Source organism: Nocardia pseudovaccinii NBRC 100343, from assembly GCF_001613225.1.
In the GTDB taxonomy this organism is placed as follows: Bacteria; Actinomycetota; Actinomycetes; order Mycobacteriales; family Mycobacteriaceae; genus Nocardia; species Nocardia pseudovaccinii.
Genome location: NZ_BDBY01000022.1, coordinates 1 through 19778 on the forward strand (window position 1 = coordinate 1; position 19778 = coordinate 19778).

19 protein-coding genes are annotated in these 19778 nt (G+C 66.8%); 6 read left to right on the forward strand and 13 right to left on the reverse strand.

What is annotated here, in order from left to right:
- A partial coding sequence (locus NP3_RS02345; protein WP_157124004.1) for an aldehyde dehydrogenase family protein occupies positions 1–565 on the reverse strand: 565 nt, incomplete at its 3' end.
- 164 nt (positions 566–729) lie between these two features.
- Here NP3_RS02345 and NP3_RS02350 point away from each other — a divergent pair.
- Complete coding sequence (locus NP3_RS02350) at positions 730–1425, forward strand: TetR/AcrR family transcriptional regulator (protein WP_063037294.1); 696 nt, start codon at positions 730–732, stop codon at positions 1423–1425.
- 2 nt (positions 1426–1427) lie between these two features.
- On the opposite strand, the gene NP3_RS02355 is transcribed toward NP3_RS02350, so the two are convergent.
- Positions 1428–2498: a PDR/VanB family oxidoreductase gene (locus tag NP3_RS02355; protein ID WP_063037296.1), complete on the reverse strand. Its 1071-nt coding sequence runs from the start codon at positions 2496–2498 to the stop codon at positions 1428–1430.
- A complete protein-coding gene (locus NP3_RS02360) occupies positions 2495–3364 on the reverse strand; it encodes a metal-dependent hydrolase (protein WP_063037298.1) in 870 nt (289 codons plus the stop codon). Before NP3_RS02360 ends, NP3_RS02355 begins: the two co-directional genes overlap by 4 nt.
- A gap of 104 nt (positions 3365–3468) precedes the next feature.
- Here NP3_RS02360 and NP3_RS02365 point away from each other — a divergent pair, with 104 nt between their 5' ends.
- Positions 3469–4143: a TetR/AcrR family transcriptional regulator gene (locus NP3_RS02365; protein WP_063037300.1), complete on the forward strand. Its 675-nt coding sequence runs from the start codon at positions 3469–3471 to the stop codon at positions 4141–4143.
- Positions 4144–4150: 7 nt separating this feature from the next.
- On the opposite strand, the gene NP3_RS02370 is transcribed toward NP3_RS02365, so the two are convergent.
- On the reverse strand, positions 4151–5644 hold the full coding sequence (locus NP3_RS02370) for a flavin-containing monooxygenase (protein ID WP_063037302.1): 1494 nt from the start codon (positions 5642–5644) through the stop codon (positions 4151–4153).
- A gap of 131 nt (positions 5645–5775) precedes the next feature.
- Here NP3_RS02370 and NP3_RS02375 point away from each other — a divergent pair, with 131 nt between their 5' ends.
- From NP3_RS02375 to NP3_RS02385, 3 genes are all read left to right on the forward strand, one after another.
- Positions 5776–6231 (forward strand): hypothetical protein, encoded by a 456-nt coding sequence (locus tag NP3_RS02375; RefSeq protein WP_157124006.1) that lies wholly within the window; start codon positions 5776–5778, stop codon positions 6229–6231.
- Positions 6228–6806: a DUF3558 domain-containing protein gene (locus NP3_RS02380; protein WP_063037304.1), complete on the forward strand. Its 579-nt coding sequence runs from the start codon at positions 6228–6230 to the stop codon at positions 6804–6806. Before NP3_RS02375 ends, NP3_RS02380 begins: the two co-directional genes overlap by 4 nt.
- A gap of 149 nt (positions 6807–6955) precedes the next feature.
- The gene (locus NP3_RS02385; protein ID WP_373864726.1) at positions 6956–7282 is read left to right on the forward strand and encodes a TetR/AcrR family transcriptional regulator; all 327 of its coding nucleotides are present in this window, start codon (positions 6956–6958) and stop codon (positions 7280–7282) included.
- 41 nt (positions 7283–7323) lie between these two features.
- Here the strand turns inward: NP3_RS02385 and NP3_RS02390 are convergent, their stop codons facing one another.
- The 9 genes from NP3_RS02390 to recC form a co-directional block, all read right to left on the reverse strand.
- On the reverse strand, positions 7324–7836 hold the full coding sequence (locus tag NP3_RS02390; RefSeq protein WP_063037305.1) for a mycothiol transferase: 513 nt from the start codon (positions 7834–7836) through the stop codon (positions 7324–7326).
- 47 nt (positions 7837–7883) lie between these two features.
- Positions 7884–8399 carry a methylated-DNA--[protein]-cysteine S-methyltransferase gene (locus NP3_RS02395; RefSeq protein ID WP_063037306.1) on the reverse strand — a complete coding sequence of 172 codons (516 nt, stop codon included), beginning with the start codon at positions 8397–8399 and terminating at the stop codon, positions 7884–7886.
- Between the two features lie 59 nt (positions 8400–8458).
- Entirely contained in the window at positions 8459–8713 is a 255-nt protein-coding gene (locus NP3_RS02400; protein WP_063037307.1) for an Ada metal-binding domain-containing protein, read from the reverse strand.
- Between the two features lies 1 nt (position 8714).
- Positions 8715–9434 carry a 2OG-Fe(II) oxygenase gene (locus NP3_RS02405; RefSeq protein WP_063037309.1) on the reverse strand — a complete coding sequence of 240 codons (720 nt, stop codon included), beginning with the start codon at positions 9432–9434 and terminating at the stop codon, positions 8715–8717.
- An 11-nt stretch (positions 9435–9445) separates the two neighbouring features.
- Positions 9446–10060, reverse strand: a complete 615-nt coding sequence (locus NP3_RS02410; RefSeq protein WP_084508048.1) for a methylated-DNA--[protein]-cysteine S-methyltransferase — start codon at positions 10058–10060, stop codon at positions 9446–9448.
- Entirely contained in the window at positions 10060–10539 is a 480-nt protein-coding gene (locus tag NP3_RS02415; protein ID WP_281197281.1) for an RNA polymerase sigma factor, read from the reverse strand. The genes NP3_RS02410 and NP3_RS02415 overlap by 1 nt, the downstream gene beginning before the upstream one ends.
- Before the next feature lie 49 nt (positions 10540–10588).
- On the reverse strand, positions 10589–12469 hold the full coding sequence (gene recD, locus NP3_RS02420) for an exodeoxyribonuclease V subunit alpha (RefSeq protein WP_063037311.1): 1881 nt from the start codon (positions 12467–12469) through the stop codon (positions 10589–10591).
- Positions 12466–15816, reverse strand: coding sequence for a UvrD-helicase domain-containing protein (locus tag NP3_RS02425; RefSeq protein WP_063037313.1), 3351 nt, complete (start codon positions 15814–15816; stop codon positions 12466–12468). Before NP3_RS02425 ends, recD begins: the two co-directional genes overlap by 4 nt.
- Positions 15817–15937: 121 nt before the next feature.
- A complete protein-coding gene (gene recC / locus NP3_RS02430) occupies positions 15938–19285 on the reverse strand; it encodes an exodeoxyribonuclease V subunit gamma (RefSeq protein ID WP_063037315.1) in 3348 nt (1115 codons plus the stop codon).
- 263 nt (positions 19286–19548) lie between these two features.
- On the opposite strand from recC, the gene NP3_RS02435 reads away from it, so the two are divergent.
- Positions 19549–19746 (forward strand): hypothetical protein, encoded by a 198-nt coding sequence (locus NP3_RS02435; RefSeq protein WP_245720770.1) that lies wholly within the window; start codon positions 19549–19551, stop codon positions 19744–19746.
- The last annotated feature ends 32 nt before the right edge of the window (positions 19747–19778 follow it).

Consider the following 19778-nt stretch of genomic DNA (forward strand, 5'->3'; position numbering starts at 1 on the left):
CCGGCCGAGCGACCACGGCATTTCCAGCGACCAATGCGGGCAGGGCGTCGGAGACGGCCAGCGCCAGCGGATAGTTCCAGGGCGAGATCACCGCGACCACGCCCTTGGGCCGATGCCGCACATCGACCTGGGTCAATACCGGCAGCACACCACGCGGCTTGCGGGTAGCCAACAGCTTGTTCGCGACCGACGCGTAGTACCTGGCATTGACCGCCACATCCCCGACCTCGTCGAAGGCATGCGCCCGGGACTTGCCGGTCTCGGTCTGCACGATATCGAGGATGGTGTCCTGTTCGGCCAGCACGATGTCGTGGAACTTCCGCAGCACCGCGGCCCGCTCGCGGACCGACCGCCGCGCCCATTCCCGCTGCGCGCTGCGCGCGGTCGCGAAGGCGGTCTCGATATCGCCGGTCGAGGACTGCGGCAGGTCGGCGATCTTGCACCCGGTCGCGGGTGCGAAGACCTCGACCGCGGGGGCACCGCCCGCGACCGCACGATCTAGCAGGGGTTGTACCAGGGCCGCGGGCAGGGCCGTCGGTTCGGTCAGCTGGCGGGCGGTCGTCATTGTCGGCCCTCTCCTGGGTCGGGCGCCTGTGCTGGACGAGGCGCCAAGCCGGGTTCGACTATTTCCTGAACACTAGTGTTAGATTAATGCCGGTGCCGCGTCTCGTGTCAAGCTGTCGGGTGTGGCACACAGACGGGTCAGGCTTCGAGTTGTGAGGCATCACCATGTCCACTGACACTTCCCAGACGAATGGCGCGGCCCGCCGGGGCCGACCACCGCAGACCCAGGAGCAGGCCGAGGAGGTCCGCGCCCGCATCGTGCTCGCCACCGCGGCGGTATTCACCCGCGGCGGTTCGCGCGGACTCAGCGTCGCCCAGATCATCGAACAGGCCGGACTGGCCCGGCCCACCTTCTACCGCTATTTCGGCAATGCCACCGAACCGCTGCACGTCGTACTGGAGGCATCCAACGACGGCCTCGTCGAGGGCATCCGCACGGCACTGACCGGTCCCGACGAGCCCGTCGAACTCGGCATTCGTCTCATCGACGCCTACCTCGGCTGGGCCCGCGGCCACGGTGCGATGCTGCGTCCACTGTTCGCCGAACTGCACGATCCGGCCTCACCGGTATCGGCCTATCGTGAACGGGCATTGGACGATATCCGCGCGCTGGTGCGCGAAACGTTCACCGAATTGGGCCGCCCGGTCCCCTCGCCGCTGGATCTCGATGCGGCCCTGCATGTTTGCGAGTACGTGGTCTATCGCATTTCGGCGGGTACCGCGCCCGGCGCCGAGCCGGACGCGGAAACCGTTGCCGCCGGACGGCTCACCATGATCCGCGTGCTGCTCACCACGCTCGGCACCCGCGCAGATCTCGAGTACGCGATGACACTGCCGGGTATCTTCCCGGGCGCGGAGTGAATCTACAGATCGAGTTCGAGTTCGCCACCGCGAGAACGCGATACGCAGGTGAGCATCGCACTTTTGCGATCGCCGGGCAGTAGCGCCCGGTCCCGGTGCTCGACCTCACCGGCGAGCACACTCGCCCGGCACGTCCCGCAGAAACCCTGCTGACACGAATACGCGACACCGGGCACCGCCCGCCGGATCGCGCTCAACGCGGACTCATCGGCGGCCACATCGACCTCGGTTCCACTGCGGCGCAATCGAATACGGAACGGCGCGCCGTCGCTGACCGGTACCGCCGAAAAGCGCTCGGTATGCAGCGAGGCCGTCGGATCGTGCAACAGCAACACCTTGCGCGCGGCTTCCGCCAATGCCGGTGGTCCACAGACGTATACCGCGGCACCGGTCGGCGTCTGTTCGAAGATCATCCGCGGATCCGGCACCCCGAACTCGTCATCGGGTCGGACCACCACATCACCACCGGTGAAGTGGGCGAGCTCGTACAGGAACGGCATCCGCGTCCGCGAGCGTCCGAAATACATGAGCCGCCATGGTATTCCGGCACGTTCGGTGGCGGTTACCATCGGCAGAATCGGCGTGATCCCGATACCGCCCGCCACGAAGAAATACTCCGGTGCGTCGATGAGCGGGAACGCATTGCGCGGGCCCCGCACCCACAGTCGGTCGCCGACGCGCAGCTGCTCGTGTATCTCGCGGGAACCACCATCGCCATCGGCGATGTACCGCACCGCGATTCGGTAGCAGCTGTGATCCTCCGGGTCGCTGTTCAGCGAATACTGCCGCTGCCGACCCGAGGGCAGGAATACATCGATATGGGCGCCCGGCGTCCAGGCGGGCAGTTCCGCACCGCCTGGATCGCACAGGGTCAGGCTGACCACCTCGTCGGCCTCGGCCTCGATTCCCAAGATCGCCAGCTCGAAATCGTAGCCGGTGCGCCGCACCGGCTGTGGCCGCGAAAGCAGCTGCGCCGCTTTCCCTTCGGTGAATACCCGTTTGTAGGTGTCCACCGCCGATGCGATCATCCGCAGCCCCGCTCCCGGCCGGAACTGCTCCTCCACGGCAGTCATGCGTTTGCCCGTGCCGCCGGCGACTGCGCGAGGTAGCGCAGTGCGTTATCCATCGGACCGAGTTGGGAGGGATGGAATCCCGGCCGCAGGTACCGCGGAATCTCGGTCAAGAAGGTGGTGAAGTTCGGGACCACACCGCGCAGCGAGGCGCTGGCCATCTGTAGTGGCCACCATCGGCCCTTATTCGGCGATGGATCCTGCTGGAAGAGGTAGGCACTCGAAATCACGAACAGCGCGAGCAATCCCGAACTGGCGATCAACGCCTGACGTGCTTTGCGGGCATAGCCGCCGTCGAGATGCATGTACGCGTCGTAGACCACGCTGCGATGTTCGACCTCCTCGGCCCCGTGCCAGCGGACGAGATCCAGCATTGCCGGATGCATCCCCTTGGCCGCCAATTTGTCATTGGTGAGCAGCCATTCACCGATGACGGCGGTGTAGTGCTCCATCCCCGCGAACAGGGCCAGTCGCTCGCACAGCCATTCGCGTTTGGCCCGGCCGGACAGTCCGTGGTCGCCGAGCAGCCGATCGATCAGCCAGGCGACGCGATCCACCATCGGCCCGACCTCGAGCCCGAGGCGTTCCAACTGGTGGCGGGCCTTTTCGTGAGAACCGGCGTGCATCGTCTCCTGACCGATGAAGCCGCGGACCTCTTCCCGCAATCGCTCATCATCGATCAGCGGTAAGGCCTCGGCCAGCGCCTGCGCCATGGCCCGCTCGCCTTCGGGGAGCACCAGGTGCATCACATTGATGATGTGGGTGGCCATGACTTCGCCGGGGATGTAATGCATCGGCACCGAATCGAAATCGAAGCTGACGTCCCGCGCGTTGATGGCATGAGCCTGATCGGCGTAAGCAGTGCCCATCTGATGGTCCTCACGTCTGGTCCCTGGACGATCAATGTATTGCCGACATCAAATGCTGTCAACATCACATGATGTCAACTTCCCGACTATGGGAGGATCGGGCCATGAACGACGCCGTTTCCGATGGATCGATACCGGGGATGCGCCGCTGGCGCGGCACACCCCCGGCCGACCGAATCGCCGCGCGCCGCGAACAGCTCGTCGAGGCCGCCATCGAGTTGATGGCCACGATCGGAGCCTCCGACATCTCCATGCGCGGAGTCTGCAGGCAGGCCGGACTCACCGAGCGCTACTTCTACGAGAGCTTCCCCAATCTGGACAAACTGCTCACCGCGGCATTGGAAGCGGTCGTGCTCGGCGCGCAGGAACGCCTGCTCGCGGCGCTTGCCACCGCACCACCCGAACCGCAGAAACTATTTCGCCATGCCATTTCGGCATTCACCGATTACCTGGTCGAGGATCGCCGCCGCGGCCAGATCATGTTCGTGGAATCGCAGGCCACCCGGGTACTCGGCGACCGAGGCAATGAGCTCATCGAATTGTTCACCGCGCCGATCGCGCTCACGATCGGATTGGGTGACGACGGACCGCAGACCCCACCGGATCAGTACGAGAACAGCCTCAACTCGAACGCCATTTTCGGCGCCATGGCGTATATGTACCGCCCGTGGCTGGACGGCACCATCGATATTCCACGCGAACGATTCGACGACCACGCGACCAGCGTGTTGCGCAATATCGCGGCCGCGCGGTCGGCCGAGCCGCCGCAGGCGCACTGACCCGCCGTCAGCCCTGTGCCGATACCGGATGCCGGTCCCGCGACCGTTCGAACACCATCGCGCGATCGGTGATCTTGCCGTGGCGCAGCGTGACCAGATCGCGTAGGTAATTCATGCGTAGCCGCCACGGCGCCTTGGTGCCCTGGATCGGGAACTGGCTGGCGGCGCGCTGGACATAACCCGGATTGAAATTCAGGAACAGCGACGCCGCGCCGACGGACGGATCGCGCACAGGTGTGCAGCGGTCGTATCCGTTGCGGTACATGTGGCGTAGCAGCCGAACGACATACTCGCACACCAGATCCGCCTTCAGCGTCCAGGAGGCGTTGGTGTATCCGATGACGTACGCGAAATTCGGCACATCCGATAGCATCATGGCCTTGTAGGCCATATGTTCCGCGAGGTGCACCTGCTGTCCGTCGACGGCGAGTTCGACGCCGCCGAAGGCGAGTAGATTCAAACCCGTTGCGGTGATCACGATGTCGGCATCGAGGGTCGCGCCGGAGGCGAGGGTCAGGCCCGTCTCGGTGAATGTCTCGACCTTATCGGTCACGATGTCCAATCGACCCTTGCGGATCGCGCGGAAGAAATCGCCATTGGGGGCCAAGCACAGTCGCTGATCCCAGGGATTGTAGGTCGGGGTGAAATGGGTATCGATGTCGTAGCCCTCGGGCAGCCAGCGCCGCTGCCAGCCCTTGATCCGCTTGCGCATGTATTGCGGATACCGTTGGCTCAGTTGGTAAATCGTGGTTGCCAGCGCCACATTTTCGGCCCTGGCCACCGCGTACGCGGCGCGGGTCGGCAGGAATTTGCGCGCCTTGACGGCGAGGTCGTCGCGGGCGGGTGCGGAGATGATGTAACTCGGTGAGCGTTGCAGCATCGTCACGTGCGCGCCCTGGTCGGTCAGTGCCGGTCCCAGCGTGACCGCGGTCGCGCCGCTGCCGATCAGCACTACACGCTTGCCCGCGACATCCAGATCGTGCGGCCAGTGCTGTGGGTGGATGATCGGCCCGGCGAAACGCTCGGTACCCGCGAATTCCGGGGTGTAGCCCTCGTCATAGCGGTAGTAACCGGAGCAGCAGAACAGGAATCCGGCTGTGAGAGTGACGGTTTCGCCGGTATCGGTGCGTTCGGCGCGCACCGTCCACCGGTTTTCCCGCGACGACCATTCGGCGCCGACGACCCGATGGTGGAAGCGGATACGGCGGTCGATCCCGCTCTCGGTGGCCGTGGCGCGCACATAATCGAGGATGTCCGCGCCATCGGCGATCGAATACTCCCCCAACCACGGACGGAAGCGGTAGCCGAGGGTGTACATATCGGAATCGGAGCGAATTCCCGGATAGCGGAACAGGTCCCAGGTGCCGCCGATCGCGTCGCGGCTCTCCAGAATCGTGAAGCTCTTCTCCGGGAAAGCCCGCCGCAGGTGATACGCCGCGCCTATGCCGGACAGTCCGGCACCGACAATGAGCACATCGACATGCTCACCAGCGATCCTCATCGATCTCGTCCTCCGATATTCGGCGGTGCGATTCGCACCGACTTCCCCCTCAGCCTATCCGCTGCGGTTCGGTCGAGGATCGTGACGCCGGAGGCGCCGAAAACGCCCGGTTTCGTGGACCTGCGTTTTCGATGGAACCGTTTGGTCGGCGCGTGCGTCTCTATGATCAGACGGGACTAGTTGAAGGGGCGACCGCTATGGCTGTTGACAGCGCGTTCGGCGGGTATATCGAGGATGCGAAGACCGGGGCGCTGAAAGTGCGGATGGAACCGCAGGCGTTTCTGGATATCGACGCGGCCTGCCAGAACTTGATCATCGACCTGTCCTCGGTCCAGAACGACGCGCGTGCACTCGGCGAGCGGTCGAACTGGGGGCTCGGTGAGAACAACCCGCGCCTGACCTCGGCCAGCGAGCTGGTGAAATTGTTCAGGGAGAAGGCATTCGGCGGCCCGAACAACGCTTACGACACAATCGGCGACTACATCGCGGTCGCCACGGAAATCCAGACCCTGTTCAAGTCGATCTGCGACGCCTATGAGCGCACCGATGAAGACTTCGCCCGCCGTATACGGCAGATCCGCGTATGAGAATCCGCGCCGAGCGCTCGCCGAAAACGGCGCTGCTGAGCACGGCTGCCGCCATCGTCCTCGCGGCATGTGGCGGCGGAAGCAATTCCACGTCGATCTCGACGTCCGCCACACCTGTCACGTCCGGCGCCTCGGCCACGCCGTCCAGCACATCGAACGCCGCATTCGATCCCTGCACCGCGCTGATGTCCCAGTTCCTCTCCGAACACCGATGGAATGCCCGCACCCCCACACCCAAGCAGGATTCGACGGGCGACTTCCAGTGGAAGGGCTGCCTCTACGTCGCGCAGAGCACATACACATTCCGCGTCCAGACGACCAACGGATCCCTCGCCCAGGTTCGCGAAACGTTCCCCGCCGCAACCGAACTCACCATCGACGGCCGCACGGCCCTACGCTACGAGGCCCGCCCCGACGTCCCCGGCGGCTGCGCCATCAATATCGATATGAAATCCGGCTCCCTCTACATCCTCGTAGACGACCCACGCGGCCTCCACCCCCGCAAACTCTCCCCCTGCGATAACGTCACCGAAATCGCCCAAGCCATCGTCCCGCTCCTCCCTCGGGACAGCTAGTCGATCCGAGGCGAATTCGGTTGTCCCGCAACCGAATCGCCCGTCTGCGCCCGCCATCCACGTTCGATGCCGCGCATCAGCGCCGGGTACACCAGCAGATACCCAGACATCCTCGACTCGGAAATCGCGAGCTATGTCGTGGATCCGCCATGGTCGCCGTCACTCGCACCCCACGAAGCAGCTGGATCGAGCAGGGCCTGCTGGCGCTGGCGACCGGCGGTCCCGACGCCGTCCGCATCGAGAGCCTCGCGCAGGCACTCGGTGTCACCAAGGGCGGCTTCTACGGCCACTTCGCCGACCGCAACGCACTGCTCGAGGAAATGCTCGATACGTGGGAGCGCGAGAGCACCGATGAGGTTCGCGCGCAGGTCGAGAGCGAGGGTGGCGACCCGCGGACCAAAATCCGGCGTGCGGGCCTGCTCACCTTCTCCCTTTCCTCGCCGCCGACCACAACGAACGCACCCGCCTCGAGGTAGTCGTCCCGTGCGGCGGACCTATTGTTCGGGCAGCACTGAACCTACCTGCGGCGCAGCAGAACTCCGCGAATGAAGGCGGCCTGGCCGGCGTGCTGGATATCGTCGTCCACGACGCTGATCAGCCGCACACCCAGGGTGACCGGCGGATCCCAGCGGGTGTCGACGATGCGGGGCAGGTCGGCATCGGTGAGTCCGGTTACGTAGTCGATCGTCTGCGTGTGCACCGCGTCGTAGTAGCCCAACAGCAGCTCGGCGGAAACCCCGCCGAGTTCGGCGACCTCCCCGTCGCGGTGCCCGTAGCCGGTCGCCTCGTCGGCGAACGGCAGGTCGAACCGTTTGGCCCAGCCCGCCGCCGTCCACACCTGTTCCAGTCCCGCCACGTCGGCGACGTGGTCATCTTGCACCCGGGTCAGATGCCAGATCAGCCAGGCGATGGAGTTGGCCTCCGGATCGATCTGCGCCGCCAGCTCGTCCTGTCCGAGCCCCTCGACCGCGCCGTGCACATTCTCCCGCACCCGCCCGAAGGCATCGACCAACAACTCAGCGCTCGTCATGACCTCATGCAAGCACAGAGTCGCCGCCGATATTCCCGATCGCGCCGTCATCCGCCCAGCGGCAGCAGGAGGTCGGCCGATTCGAGGTCGAGCAAGGCCCGTTTGGCAGGTAGCCCGCCCGCGTAACCGGTCAGGGATCCGTCGGCCCCGAGCACACGGTGGCATGGGAGCAGGATCAGCAGGCGGTTGCGAGCCAGCGCGCCGCCGATTTTGCGGGCGTCGGCGGGAGTGCGGCCGAGTTGCCGGGTCAGGGCACCGTAGGTGGTTGTCCGGCCGTATCCCGTGGTCGCCTCGAGCGTCCGCAAAACCTCTCGATCGAATGCGCTCATATCCGTCAGGTCCATCGATACTGTGAATTGCTGACGTTCGCCGGTGAGGTATTCGTCGATTTGGTCTGCGGCGGTCTCCAGATGCTCACGCGCCGTGGAATTCTCGCCGGTTGATTCGGTCGGCAGCTCATCGGTGAACGCAACCAGGGTGATGCCGGTCTGGTTCGCTTCGATCAGCAGATTGCCCAGTGTCGAGCCGTTCACCAGTCGTGCGATGGCGGTATCGGAGATCATGTCGGTCCTCTCTATCGAGCCTTCATCAGGTAGACGCTGCCCGGCGCCGAAACGTGAGATCACCTGCCGGATTCGGCTTTCCACGCCGCGTATGCGGCGGGCAAGCAGACTGCGCACGGTCGATAACCGGCGGTGATGGCGGTTTGTTCGTCGGCGAAGAAGACACGGTGGGCGCGGTAGTGGCCGCGCGCCAAGGCTCGCAAGGCCGACGGGCAGTCCAGGCGGCCGTACAGCTTCCCGCGCCGGTGACCGCCATACCGGCCCGGGTTGGGGCTTGGATACTGGCGACCGTCGGCATCGGTCAGGATGTACATCTCATTCGGCGTCGTGCAGAACCAGGCCAAGCGTGTGTCGGTGACCGCTGCGAATTCGACTGACGCCGTGGCGAATCGGAGCGCGGGACCAACCGCGCGACGATGGGATCGGCCGATCTCGGGTGGCGAAGACGAGTGCGTGGCCCTGTTCCAAGATGGTGACCGTCGGCTTGGATTGCGCGCGCGGGCGTTGTTCGACCAGGAGGAATTCCCCGCCGGTGTGGTCGATGCCGGGGCGGTCCAGGCCGATCACGACTTGCAGCGGGAAGACGAGCTCGCCGTAGAGATCACGGTGCAGCGCGTTCCAGTCACCTTCGGTGTAGCGCAGCAGAATTGGCGTCGGCTTCGTCTGCCCTGCGGCATGGCAGGCGTCGAGCCAATCGTCGAAATCGTCGGGCCATGGCGTAGAGTCGCCGAGACGGTCGGCCCACGTGCGGGCGATGGGCAGCAATTTGCGGTAGAAAGCCCTGCGCAGCCGCATGATCGGTGCGGGGACCGGATCGGCGAAGTACCGGTAGGTGCCCTGGCCGAATCGATAGCGGGCCATATCGATCGTCGACCGGAAGCGGCCCGGACCCTCCCACATGGCGGCGAATTCGGCGCACTCGTCCGGGCTCAGCAGCGGGCCGGTCTGGGCGCAGCCATATGCGTCGATCTCCTCGGTCAGATCGTGCCACTGCTGCGCTTCGACTCGTTCTTCCAGTGCGGCAAGGGTTCTCATTGCGTCTCCTTTCACGCCGCTTCGAGCGTGAGCAGGGTGGTCTTGGCGGTCACGCCGCCCACGTACTGGCCGATCGAACCGTCGCTCCGCACCACGCGGTGGCACGGGATGACCACCGGCAGCGGATTGTGCGCACAGGCCGAGCCGACCGCGCGAACCGCACGCGGATTGCCGACGGCGGCAGCGACATCGGCGTAGCTCTCGCGATGCCCGTAGCCGATATCGCTCAGGTGCTCGATCACCTGGCGGCGGAATCCGACGGTCAAACGCAGGTCGAGTGGCAGATCGAATTGTGTTCGCGCACCGGCGAAGTACTCGTCGATCTCGCGTGCCGCGGTATCCAGGCGCGCCGGGGCGGCCAGGACGCGCGGGCTGATGCGCTCGGCGAGTGCGGCGAGCACGGTGTCGTGGTTCTCGTTGGGGTACGCGACCCGCACCAGGCCCCCGGGGGTGGCCGCGAGCAGCAAGGTGCCGACAGGGGTGTCCAGCGTGCGGTAGGCGACGTCGAGCAGGCCCGCGGTCTGGGCGTCGGCGGCCAGCCGTCGACGCAATCGGGACAGGATCTCGGCGGAGTTCGGGTTCAGGCCGTCGAAGAGGCCGTCCGGATCCCGGTCGATAGTGGCCATCATTTTTGGTCCTTCGGGTAGAGCTTGCGCAATGTTTTGAGGCCGTCGGCGGCGGCGCGACGGGCGGCGTCGGTCGAATTGCCCAGCAGCTGAGCGATTTCGGCGTGCGGTAGGCCCGCCAGGTAGTGGTAGGCCACCGCTTGGCGCTGCTTGGTCGGCAGCGACGCGAGTGCGTGCCACAGATCGGGGTCGTAATCGGCCGGATCGGCATCGGGCGCCGTGTGTTCGGGCAGTGTTTCAGCGGGAACGGGTGCGCGGGTCAGTGCGCGCCCCACATCGATCGCGCGCCGGTGCGCGATGGTGACCAGCCATGCCTCGATATTCGTCTTCGGGTCGAGGTCCGGATAGGCCCGCAGGGCCGACAGAAAGGTCTCCGACCAGGCATCGGCCGCATCCGTCGGACCGAGCACGGACTGGCACACGCGCAGCACCATCGGGCCGTATTCGGCCACCACTTCCTCGAACGGAGGCAATCTCACGCTGGGTAGACGTCGGGGACGCGGAAAACGTGAGATTCCCAGGTCAGGCTCACTGCGACTCCGGGGTGCGCGACAGGCCGCTGGCACGCAGGACGCGGCGGTCGATGGCGGCGCGGATCGAGTCGTCGGTACCGATGATGCGCACGTGGTGGCGGGCCCGAGTGATGGCCGTGTACAGCAGTTCCCTGGTGAGCAGGGTGGATTCGGGTTCGGGCAAGACGACCGAGACGGTGTCGTACTGGCTGCCCTGGCTGCGGTGGATGGTCATGGCGAAGACGGTGACCACGGCCGGAAATTGGGTCGGATGCACCAGATAGGGTTCGCTGCCGCGCTGCAGGGCCGCACGCAATGAACCGTCGGGCATGCGCACGATGACACCGGTATCGCCGTTGTAGATGCGCGCCTCGTGGTCGTTGGCGGTGACAAGCAGGGGTTGGCCCGGGTACCACGGCGCCTGATACGAGTCCGGCCCCGCGCCGCCCGCCGCGGCCCATTCACCGGCCATCCGGTCCCAGCGTTCGACGCCGAAGGGACCTTGGCGGTGCGCGCACAGCAGGCGGTGGGATTCGAGGGCGGTCAGCGCGGCCGCGGCATCGCCGTCGAGGGCGGACGTGGTGACCTCGCGGGCGGCGCGCACCACGTCGGCGCGGACGGATGCGGTGTCCTCGGGGGTACAGAGCGAGAGTTCTTCGCCGCCCGCCCGCAGCAGTGTGAGTGCGGTCTCGGCGTCACCCGCGCGGACCGCGACGGCGAGTTCGGCGATCTTGCCGCCGAAGCGGCGGCCACGGGTCAGCCGGACGATGCCGCCGCGCAGCCGCGTTCGCTCGAGATCGGTCAGCGCCTCCGGATTACCCTCGGTCGCAATGGATTCCGCACCGAGGACCTGTTCGAGAACCGGATTCGGTTCGCCGACAACGGGTCCGGCGACGAGATCCGCGAGGACGGCACCCGCGTCGACAGAGGCGAGCTGATCGGGATCGCCGACGAGCACGAGCCGGGTATCCGGGCGCAGCGCGGCCAGCAGGCTGCTCATCATGGTCAGCGACACCATGGAGGTTTCGTCGACCACGATCACGTCGTAGGGCAATCGGTTGAATTCGTGGTACCGGAACCGGGTCGCCCGGCCACGCTGCCAACCGAGCAGACGATGCAGGGTGGCGGCGGTCAACTCCGGTAGCGCGAGCGATTCAGCCTGTTCGCGCACGGCTTCCTGGAGTCGCGCGGCCGCCTTGCCGGTGGGCGCGGCCATGGCGATGCGCAGTGTGGGCAACTTCGGATGCGCCTGCTGATGCGCGTCGAGCAGGGCCAGGATGCGGGCGATGGTGTGGGTCTTGCCGGTACCCGGCCCGCCCGCCACCACCGTGGTCCAGTGCGTCGCGGCGAGTGCGGCGGCGATCCGCTGACGGTCCGGGGCCGCACCGACCGGGGCGTCGAAGAGCCGGTCGAGTTCACGGCGAACGATAGCCGGATCCACCTTCGGATGGTGTCCGGAGCGCTCGGTGAGCACGCGGCGGATCGTCTGTTCCTGCTGGTAATAGCGATCCAGATAGAGCAATGGCCCGGTGACCAGCCGCAATGGCTGTAGCGGACCAGCCGGTCCCCCACACACCAATGGACTGACCCGCAGTGCGGCGACAACCGCGTCGATATCCGGCCACGGCAGCGTCGCCGGATCGATACCCGCACCCGCATCCCAGGTTTCGTCGGCATCGACGCCGATTTCGCGCATCCGGTGCAGTTCCAGACAGACCGAACCCGAACGCACCGCCCGCACCGCGAGCGCAGCCGCGAACAGCACCTCTTCCGAGGTTTCCCGGCCCATCCGGCCCAATCGAAGCGCGACGTGCACGTCGGCGGCGGAGAGCACACCGGCTTCGTTGAACGTGCGCAGCAGCCCGGTTCCGCGCTGCGCCAACTGGATCGACGTCATCGGGCAGCCTCCCCCGCCAGTAGATCGGACAGGGCGACGATCAGCGCGGCCGGTGTATTCCAGTCGAAAACGCCACAGCCCGACGGAGTTTCGGGACCGATCATGCCGCGGACGAAAAGGTAGCGGGCACCACCGAGATGGCGCGTCGGATCGTAACCGGGCAGCCGCCATCGCAGATAGCGGTGCAGGGCTACCGCGTAGAGCAGGGCCTGCAGCGGGTAGTGCGAGCGCAGCATTTCGGTGGCCATGCGGTCGTGGGTGTAATGGTCGACGGTGAGATCGCCGGTGCCGAGTCGGTTGGTTTTGTAGTCGACGATGACGAATCGTGGTTGCGCGCCCGGGTTTTCGGTGATGCGCAGCACCGCGTCGATACTGCCGGTGAGGTAGCCCCGCAGCGGGGTGTCGTCCAGGGACGCGAGTTGGTCGGCATAGCTGGACAAGGAATCGTCGGCCGGGAGATGGGTCCGCAGCAGATCGGCGATCCGGCGCAGCGTGACCGTATGCGCACCCGGAAGGTCACCACCGGCGAGCGGGAGCTCGAAGTCGAGTTCGTTGAGCCGGTCGCGGGTGGAAATGTCGGCGAGACAACCGAATCCGAGCGGGGTGTGCAGCACTGCGAGCAGGGCGTTGCCGAGTATCACCGGATCGGCTTCGGCCATCAGCTCTTCAGTCGCCGCACGGCAGCGGGTATGCACCTCGGTGGGAAGATCCGGTGCGTCGGTATCGATTCGCTCGAGCACACCGTGCACCAGGGTGCCGAATTCGGCGCCGTAGGGCAGCGCGTTCATCAGGGACTGGGCCGCATCGGCGATCGGGGGTTCGGTTTCGGCGAGCAGGGGCGTGCCGGGTTCGTCGGACGGGCCGCGGTCGTCCTCGGGCTCGGCCTCGGGAATGGCGGCATCGTGCGCACCTGCCGTCAGTGCCGAATAGGAAGTGCGACGCCACTGCAGGTCCATGGTGCGGGCGAAGTGCGCGGCGGCGATGGCTCCGGTCGGGAGCTCGCCGCGCACGCGGCGGATCTCGACCGTGTCGGTGTGCTCGACGCCTTCCACCGAAATGGCCTCCGGCGCACCGGCGGCCCAGGCCGAAAGCATCGACACCGCAACGGCATCCGCGGGCACCGCCGCCTTGCTCGGCACGAGATCTCCACCATCCGGGCGGCCGAGGACCATCCGATGCAGCGGCGCGTTGGCCGTGGTGATCGCGGGTGCCCACCAGGCGACGATCTGACACATCGCGCGGGTGAGTGCGACGTACAGCAGGCGCAGTTCCTCACCCGCCTCCTCGGTTTCACTGCGCAGCTTGCGCTCGCCGTAACCGGACGCGTCCTGGCCGCCGACATCGAGTACACGGGCTCCGTCGTCGGTGTGGAACAGCAGGGTCTGCGGGTACGGGTTCTTCGCGTTGTCCCACGCGAAAGGCAGGTAGACGATGGGAAATTCGAGTCCCTTGCTGGCATGCACGGTGGCGATCTGCACGGCCGCGGCATCGCGATCGAGGCGACGGCTGCGGTCGGCGACCGATCCGGAGGCCGGATCGCGCACGCGGTCGGCGAGCCAGCGGGTCAGCGCGGTGAGTCCGAGACCTTCGCTCAGCGCGACCTGATCCAGCAGCTGCGCGATATGCCGCAGATCGGTCAGCTCGCGTTCGCCGTTCTCGACCGAGAGCAGTCGCTGAGCCAGATTCGCTTCGGCGGAGATCTTTTCGAAGACCGCGGCGAAACCCGCGCGCGCGAACAGCCGGGCCGCCTCCCGTAGTTGAGCGGAGATACGACCGACCAGATCCGCACCGCCGCTGTCGATTTCGACCGCGGTCACGCCGAGCAGCGGTGTGCAGGCGGCAAGGCGGACACGGTCCGAGCGATGGGGCTGTTCGAGCGCGCGCAACAGCCAGAGCCAGTCCGTCGCACTGCTGGTGGCGAAGACGCTGGTGCCACCCGCGAGTACGGAGGCAACCCCGACCCGGTCCAAAGCGGTTCGCACCACGTCGATTTGAGATCGAGTCCGCACCAGTACCGCGATATCGCCGGGGCCGATCGGCCGAGGTCCGGTCTTCGCCTCGAACAGCGCACCGGACTCGAGCAGTCGCACGATATCCGCCGCGAGATCATCGGCGACCTTCGCCCGCATGCGCCCGACCGCCGGAAATCCCGATTTGTTCAACGGGCCCGCACCGGTGCGCGGCAGACACCGCATCCGCAGCGGCGTCGTCAGTTCCTCGGGTCCGGACAGTCGCGACCAGCCGCGGGTCGCGGTGACCGGGTAGACCGTGATCTCCTGGTGCCCCAATGCCGCACCGCCCTGCAGATGATCCAATGCGGCGAGCAGACCCGCATCGCTGCGCCAGTTGTCGGTGAGCTCCTTGCGAGTATCGGCGTGTGCGACGGCATCGAGATAGCTGAGCACCTCCGCGCCGCGGAACGCGTAGATGGCCTGCTTCGGATCGCCGACGAGCACCAGGGTCGAATGCCCGTGGAACGCCAGCCGCAAGATGTCCCACTGCAGCGGATCGGTGTCCTGGAATTCGTCGACCAGGGCGACCCGATACCGGTCACGGATGCGGCGACAGGCCCGCGGCCCGTGCGCCGGATCGGCGAGCACATCGTGCAGCAGCACCAGCAGATCGTCGAAATCACGCAGTCCGGCGAGGCGTTTGCGGCGCTCGGTTTCCGCGCGCACCGCGGCGGCGAGGGCGACCCGCTCCCCCGCAAGGCCATCGCCCTTCGGCACCAGTACGGCGTGGCGATCCTGCACCGCCGCAAGCGCCAGTGTATGCGCCTCCTTCAGCGAAAACGGCGGCTCCGCACGGGCATACCGGTTCAGGTACAGGTCATCGGCGACCGTGCCGATCAGATCGTCGATCGTCTCGACCAAGCGCGACCCGGGATCGTGTTCGCCCGCCAACCCGAGCTCATCGAGCATGCGCTGGCAGAAACTGTGGGTCGTCGCGATGGTCCCGGCATCGAAATCCGAAAGCGCGGTGAGCAATCGACGCCGCCGCAGCAGCACCTCGGCCGAATCCGCCTGCGCCAGTAGCCGAATCAGCTCATCGGCATGGGCTCGAGCGCTCTCCGGATCGGCCAGTGCCGCCGCCACCGCCACGAACCGGTCCCGCGTCCGTTCCCGCAGTTCCTGGGTAGCGGCCCGACTGAACGTCACCAGCAACAGCTGCGAAATATCGATCCCGATCTCGGCGACATACCGCACCGCCAACCCAACGATCGCATGTGTCTTTCCGGTACCGGCGCTCGCCTCGAGCACGGTGGTTCCGGTCGGCAGCGGCCCGCTGGGATCGAATCGGTCGGCGTCCAGCGAGGACGCTGCGAAGGCGGTGTCCTCGATGGTCATCCCCGCCGCCCCTTTCCGTGCCTGGCAAATCCGGTGCTCGCATCCACCGTCCACCCGACGCCCGCCCGTATCCGGGAGGCGCGCCGAACGAGGTGCCGTCCCATTCGACGAGTACGCCGACTCATGGCTGGCCCTGATTCTCGGCGGCCAGCAACGGTGCCCACATGCGACGAGCCAGGGACCCGAAGCGGGTGGTTTCGCCGGGCTCTCCAGCGGGCGCGGGTGCAGCCATGAGGTGATCCAGGCGAGGGGCAGGCCCCCAGATGTAGCGCAGGTGACGGTCGGTGTGGTCGCCGAACGGCCCGGGACCGTTGGGCCCGCCATTGAATTCGCGCTCGGCGGCGCTCACCGCTTCGTCGGCGTTCGAGCCGCGGAAGCGACGTTCGGCGTAAACCGCGGTAGCGGAAGGGGCGATCGGCAGCGGTTCGGTCAGACCAGCGTCACGCAGCCGCACCAGTTCACGCAGGATCGCCAGCGCGGCAGGTCGTTCCGGCGCCATGATTTCGGAACGCCATGCGGGACGGCCGAATTGGCCGCGACCAGTGGTGACCGCCCGCCACGAGCGGTCTTCCGTGACAGCCAATGCCAGCAACGAAACCCAAGCGGCAATGCGGTGTTTCGGGGCGAGCCGAGAGAATGTGGTGCGGACCAAGGATTCACCGCGCACCTCGGGCACAGTGCCGGTGAGCCGACGGCCGTTGCCGAGATCCACGGCGATATCGACCGCGCGCGGGGCCCCCTCGTAGTCCAGCAGCGCCGCCCGCACCAGCTTGTCCACCGTCGATTCGACCTCGTCGAGCACCGCGCCACCGAAACCGAACGGCGGCAGTGTCCCGCGCCGCCACTCCGCCGCGCGCAGCGTCGATGGATCCGCACCGGTGAGCCGCGCGGACAGCAGTCGTTCGCCCAGCTCCCATTTCGCGAGGCCGTCGAGTTCGATGGGCAGCCGATCGGCAATGTCGTCGTCGTGTTCGGGAACGCGCAGCCCGAGGCGCTGCCACAGGAATGCCCGCACCGGGTGCTCGACGAACGAAATCACGTCGGCCAGTGCGATATCCGCGAGTTCGAGTGCCGGCAGCGGTTCGGGCAGGAATACCGGGCGCGGCTGTGCGGGTTGTCCGGCGGCCTGCGCTCCGGCGAGGGCGACGGTATCGAAGCTGAACGGGCGCTCGGCCGCGAAATTGCGACGGTCGAAGCCCTGCAACGGATGTCGGGTCACCACCGCGTCCATACCTGCCGCGCCGACGTGCGCGCGCAATGCGTCGAGCAGCTCGGCGACCGGGATGGCGGGCGGGCGATGCGCACCGGTCACCGGGTCGGCGCCGGTGTGGAAGATCAGCAACTGCTCCGTGGCGGCGAGCACCGCATCCAGCAGCAGCTGGCGATCCTCGCTGCGCGCATCCCGTTCGCCCAGTAGCGGATTGCGTGCGAGCACGTCGTCGCCGTCCACGCCGCTGGTGCGCGGGAAGATCTCGTCATCGAGACCGAGCAACACCACCACTCGATGTGGCACCGAACGCATCGGCACCATCGTGCACACCGTCAGTTCGCCGGTCCGGAAATTCGCCCTGGTCGGTCGTGCCGCGAGCCGACTCGACAGCAGCACACCGACATCGGCCAACCGCAGCGGCACATCACCCGCATGGTCGGTGGCGGCGGCCAGCTCGCGGCGGGCCTCGGTGCGCACCCACGCCTGACTGTCTGGGACATCGGTGAGCAGTTCGAGGCAGCGGCCGAGTACCGCCGCCCACTTGTGCGCCGGACGGGGTCCGCGCAGGTCGCGCAGGCAGACCGCGAGCCGGTCGATGAATTCCGCGAACCGGCCGGCCAGATCCACATCATTGCTGTCCACATCGCCGAGCGGCAGCGCGAGATCCAGCCAGTCCTCGGAAGATTCGTCCGCGGTGACACCGAGGAGGATGCGGTCCACCGCGCTGTTGAGCGTGTTCTGCGCGAAGTCGGCCAGCCCGAATGCCTGTCGCTGGCGCTGCCCGATACCCCAGCGCGCGCCGGATTCGGCCGCCCATTCGCGCAACCGCTCGATATCGTCGTCGTCGAAACCGCAACGGCGACGGACGGTTTCGGACGCCGCGAGATCCAGGACCTGCGTCACCGTCACCCGTCCGTCGGCGAGCTCGAGCAATACCTCGATCACCGCGAGCATCGGGTTGGTCACCCCGCGCCCCCGATCGGCGAGCCGCACCCGCAGCAGATGCGCGGGATGCGCCGAATCCCCCACCGACTCGACCGATCCCACCATCTTCTGCCCGAACGCCGCGCGCACCAGTGGTGCGTAGGCCTCCACCTCAGGACACATGATCAACACGTCACGCGGTTCCAGTGTGTGATCGGCCGCGAACAAGCCGAGCAGGCATTCGCGCAACACCTCGACCTGTCGCGCCGGTCCATGGCACGAATGCACCTGAACGGTGCGGTCAGGAAAGCTCGCGGGTTCGGGCGGCCACACATTGTCGCGAATCCCGGATTGCAGGGCGGTCAACAGTGTCGGACCCGAAAATTCCTGACGGCCATCCTGATTCGACCCGACAGCCGCATGGTGCCGATCCACGGCACCGACCAGCCGCTGCTGGAGCTCCCGCACATCCCTGCCGAGCCCCGCCAGCAACGGATGCCGCACCACCGTCGCACTGACATCATCGGCCCGTGCCACCGCCGCGGGCAGGCCACTCAACTCCGTCCACATCGCCGGACTCGGATGCACGAGCCACAGGTGCACCTCCCGCCGCTCCCCCAGCGCGGACAACACCGCCAGCTGATCGCTCGGCAGCCGCGTCACCCCGAACAGCGACAAACGCGCAGGCAGATCCACCAGATCCGGCTCGTCCCGCAACCGCGCACAGGCCGCGTCCAACCGCTCGGCCGGACTCGGCACCCCGACCTCGGCCCGCAACCGCCGCCACAATTCCGGCTGCCACCGCAGATCATCCGGCACCGCCCGCCCGGCACCGTCGGTATCCGAACCCGCCGCCCACTCCTTTATGAGCCCGGGCCGCTGCGCCGCATAACTGTCGAACAGCGCCGCCAGATGCGCGGCGGTCGCATACCGCCGACCGACCCGATGTCCGGCGGGTTCCCCGACCCCGAGATGTCGCGCGAGTACCGCACTCCACGCTTCGCCCAGCGACGCATCGATCACCCGCAGCATTGTCCACACGACCTGCTCCGACGCCCACGGATCCGCCTCTGCCCGCACGCCACTCGCCGCCGCCGATACTTCGGCGACCAACGCACCGGGAGACGGGAATTCGATATTCGCGGCAACACCGTCGCAGCGACCGGACACGCCGAGCACCGTCGACAGTCGCTGCGTCAACCACCGCTCGACACCCTTCGCGGGCACCGCGACCACCTCGGCCGCGAAGGCATCCGGCAACGGATCCGCAAGCAGCGCGGCCAACGCCTCCGCCAACGTATCGGCGCGCTCGGCACGATGTATGTGCAGCGGCATCTACGCCCTCTCGTCGGTTGGTCCGGTATGTCCGCACTGCGCGTCAAGTCGCCTATCCGCACGGCTCGGCGCTTCCGCACGTTTATACGCCCAGCGACCAGCACGCAACCTCCCGGCCCCATTCCCGCGGGAGTGAAATAAGCCACACGCGAACGATTTACTTCGTCGTGTCACGTCGGATCGCGGGCGTCGATGTGCAACAGTGCTCAACCGGGGAGGAACGGGATAGCTGCACGAAAGGCTGGTTCGCGTTCATGATGGCGATGGTGATTCCCCTGATGCCGAGAGGCGGATTCACGGTCCGCCGGGTCGGTGACAGATGGGAGCTGGTCAACTCGCGCTCCTATGGTCGCACCGTTGTCCTACACTCCTGGCCGCGCGATGAGCATGCCGAGGCCTTCGCCCACTGCTACCGCCTCAACGGTCGCACCGTCGAGGAATTGCACGCCGCATTCCACTAGGCGAAAGACGCTGCGGTACAAGTACGCAACGC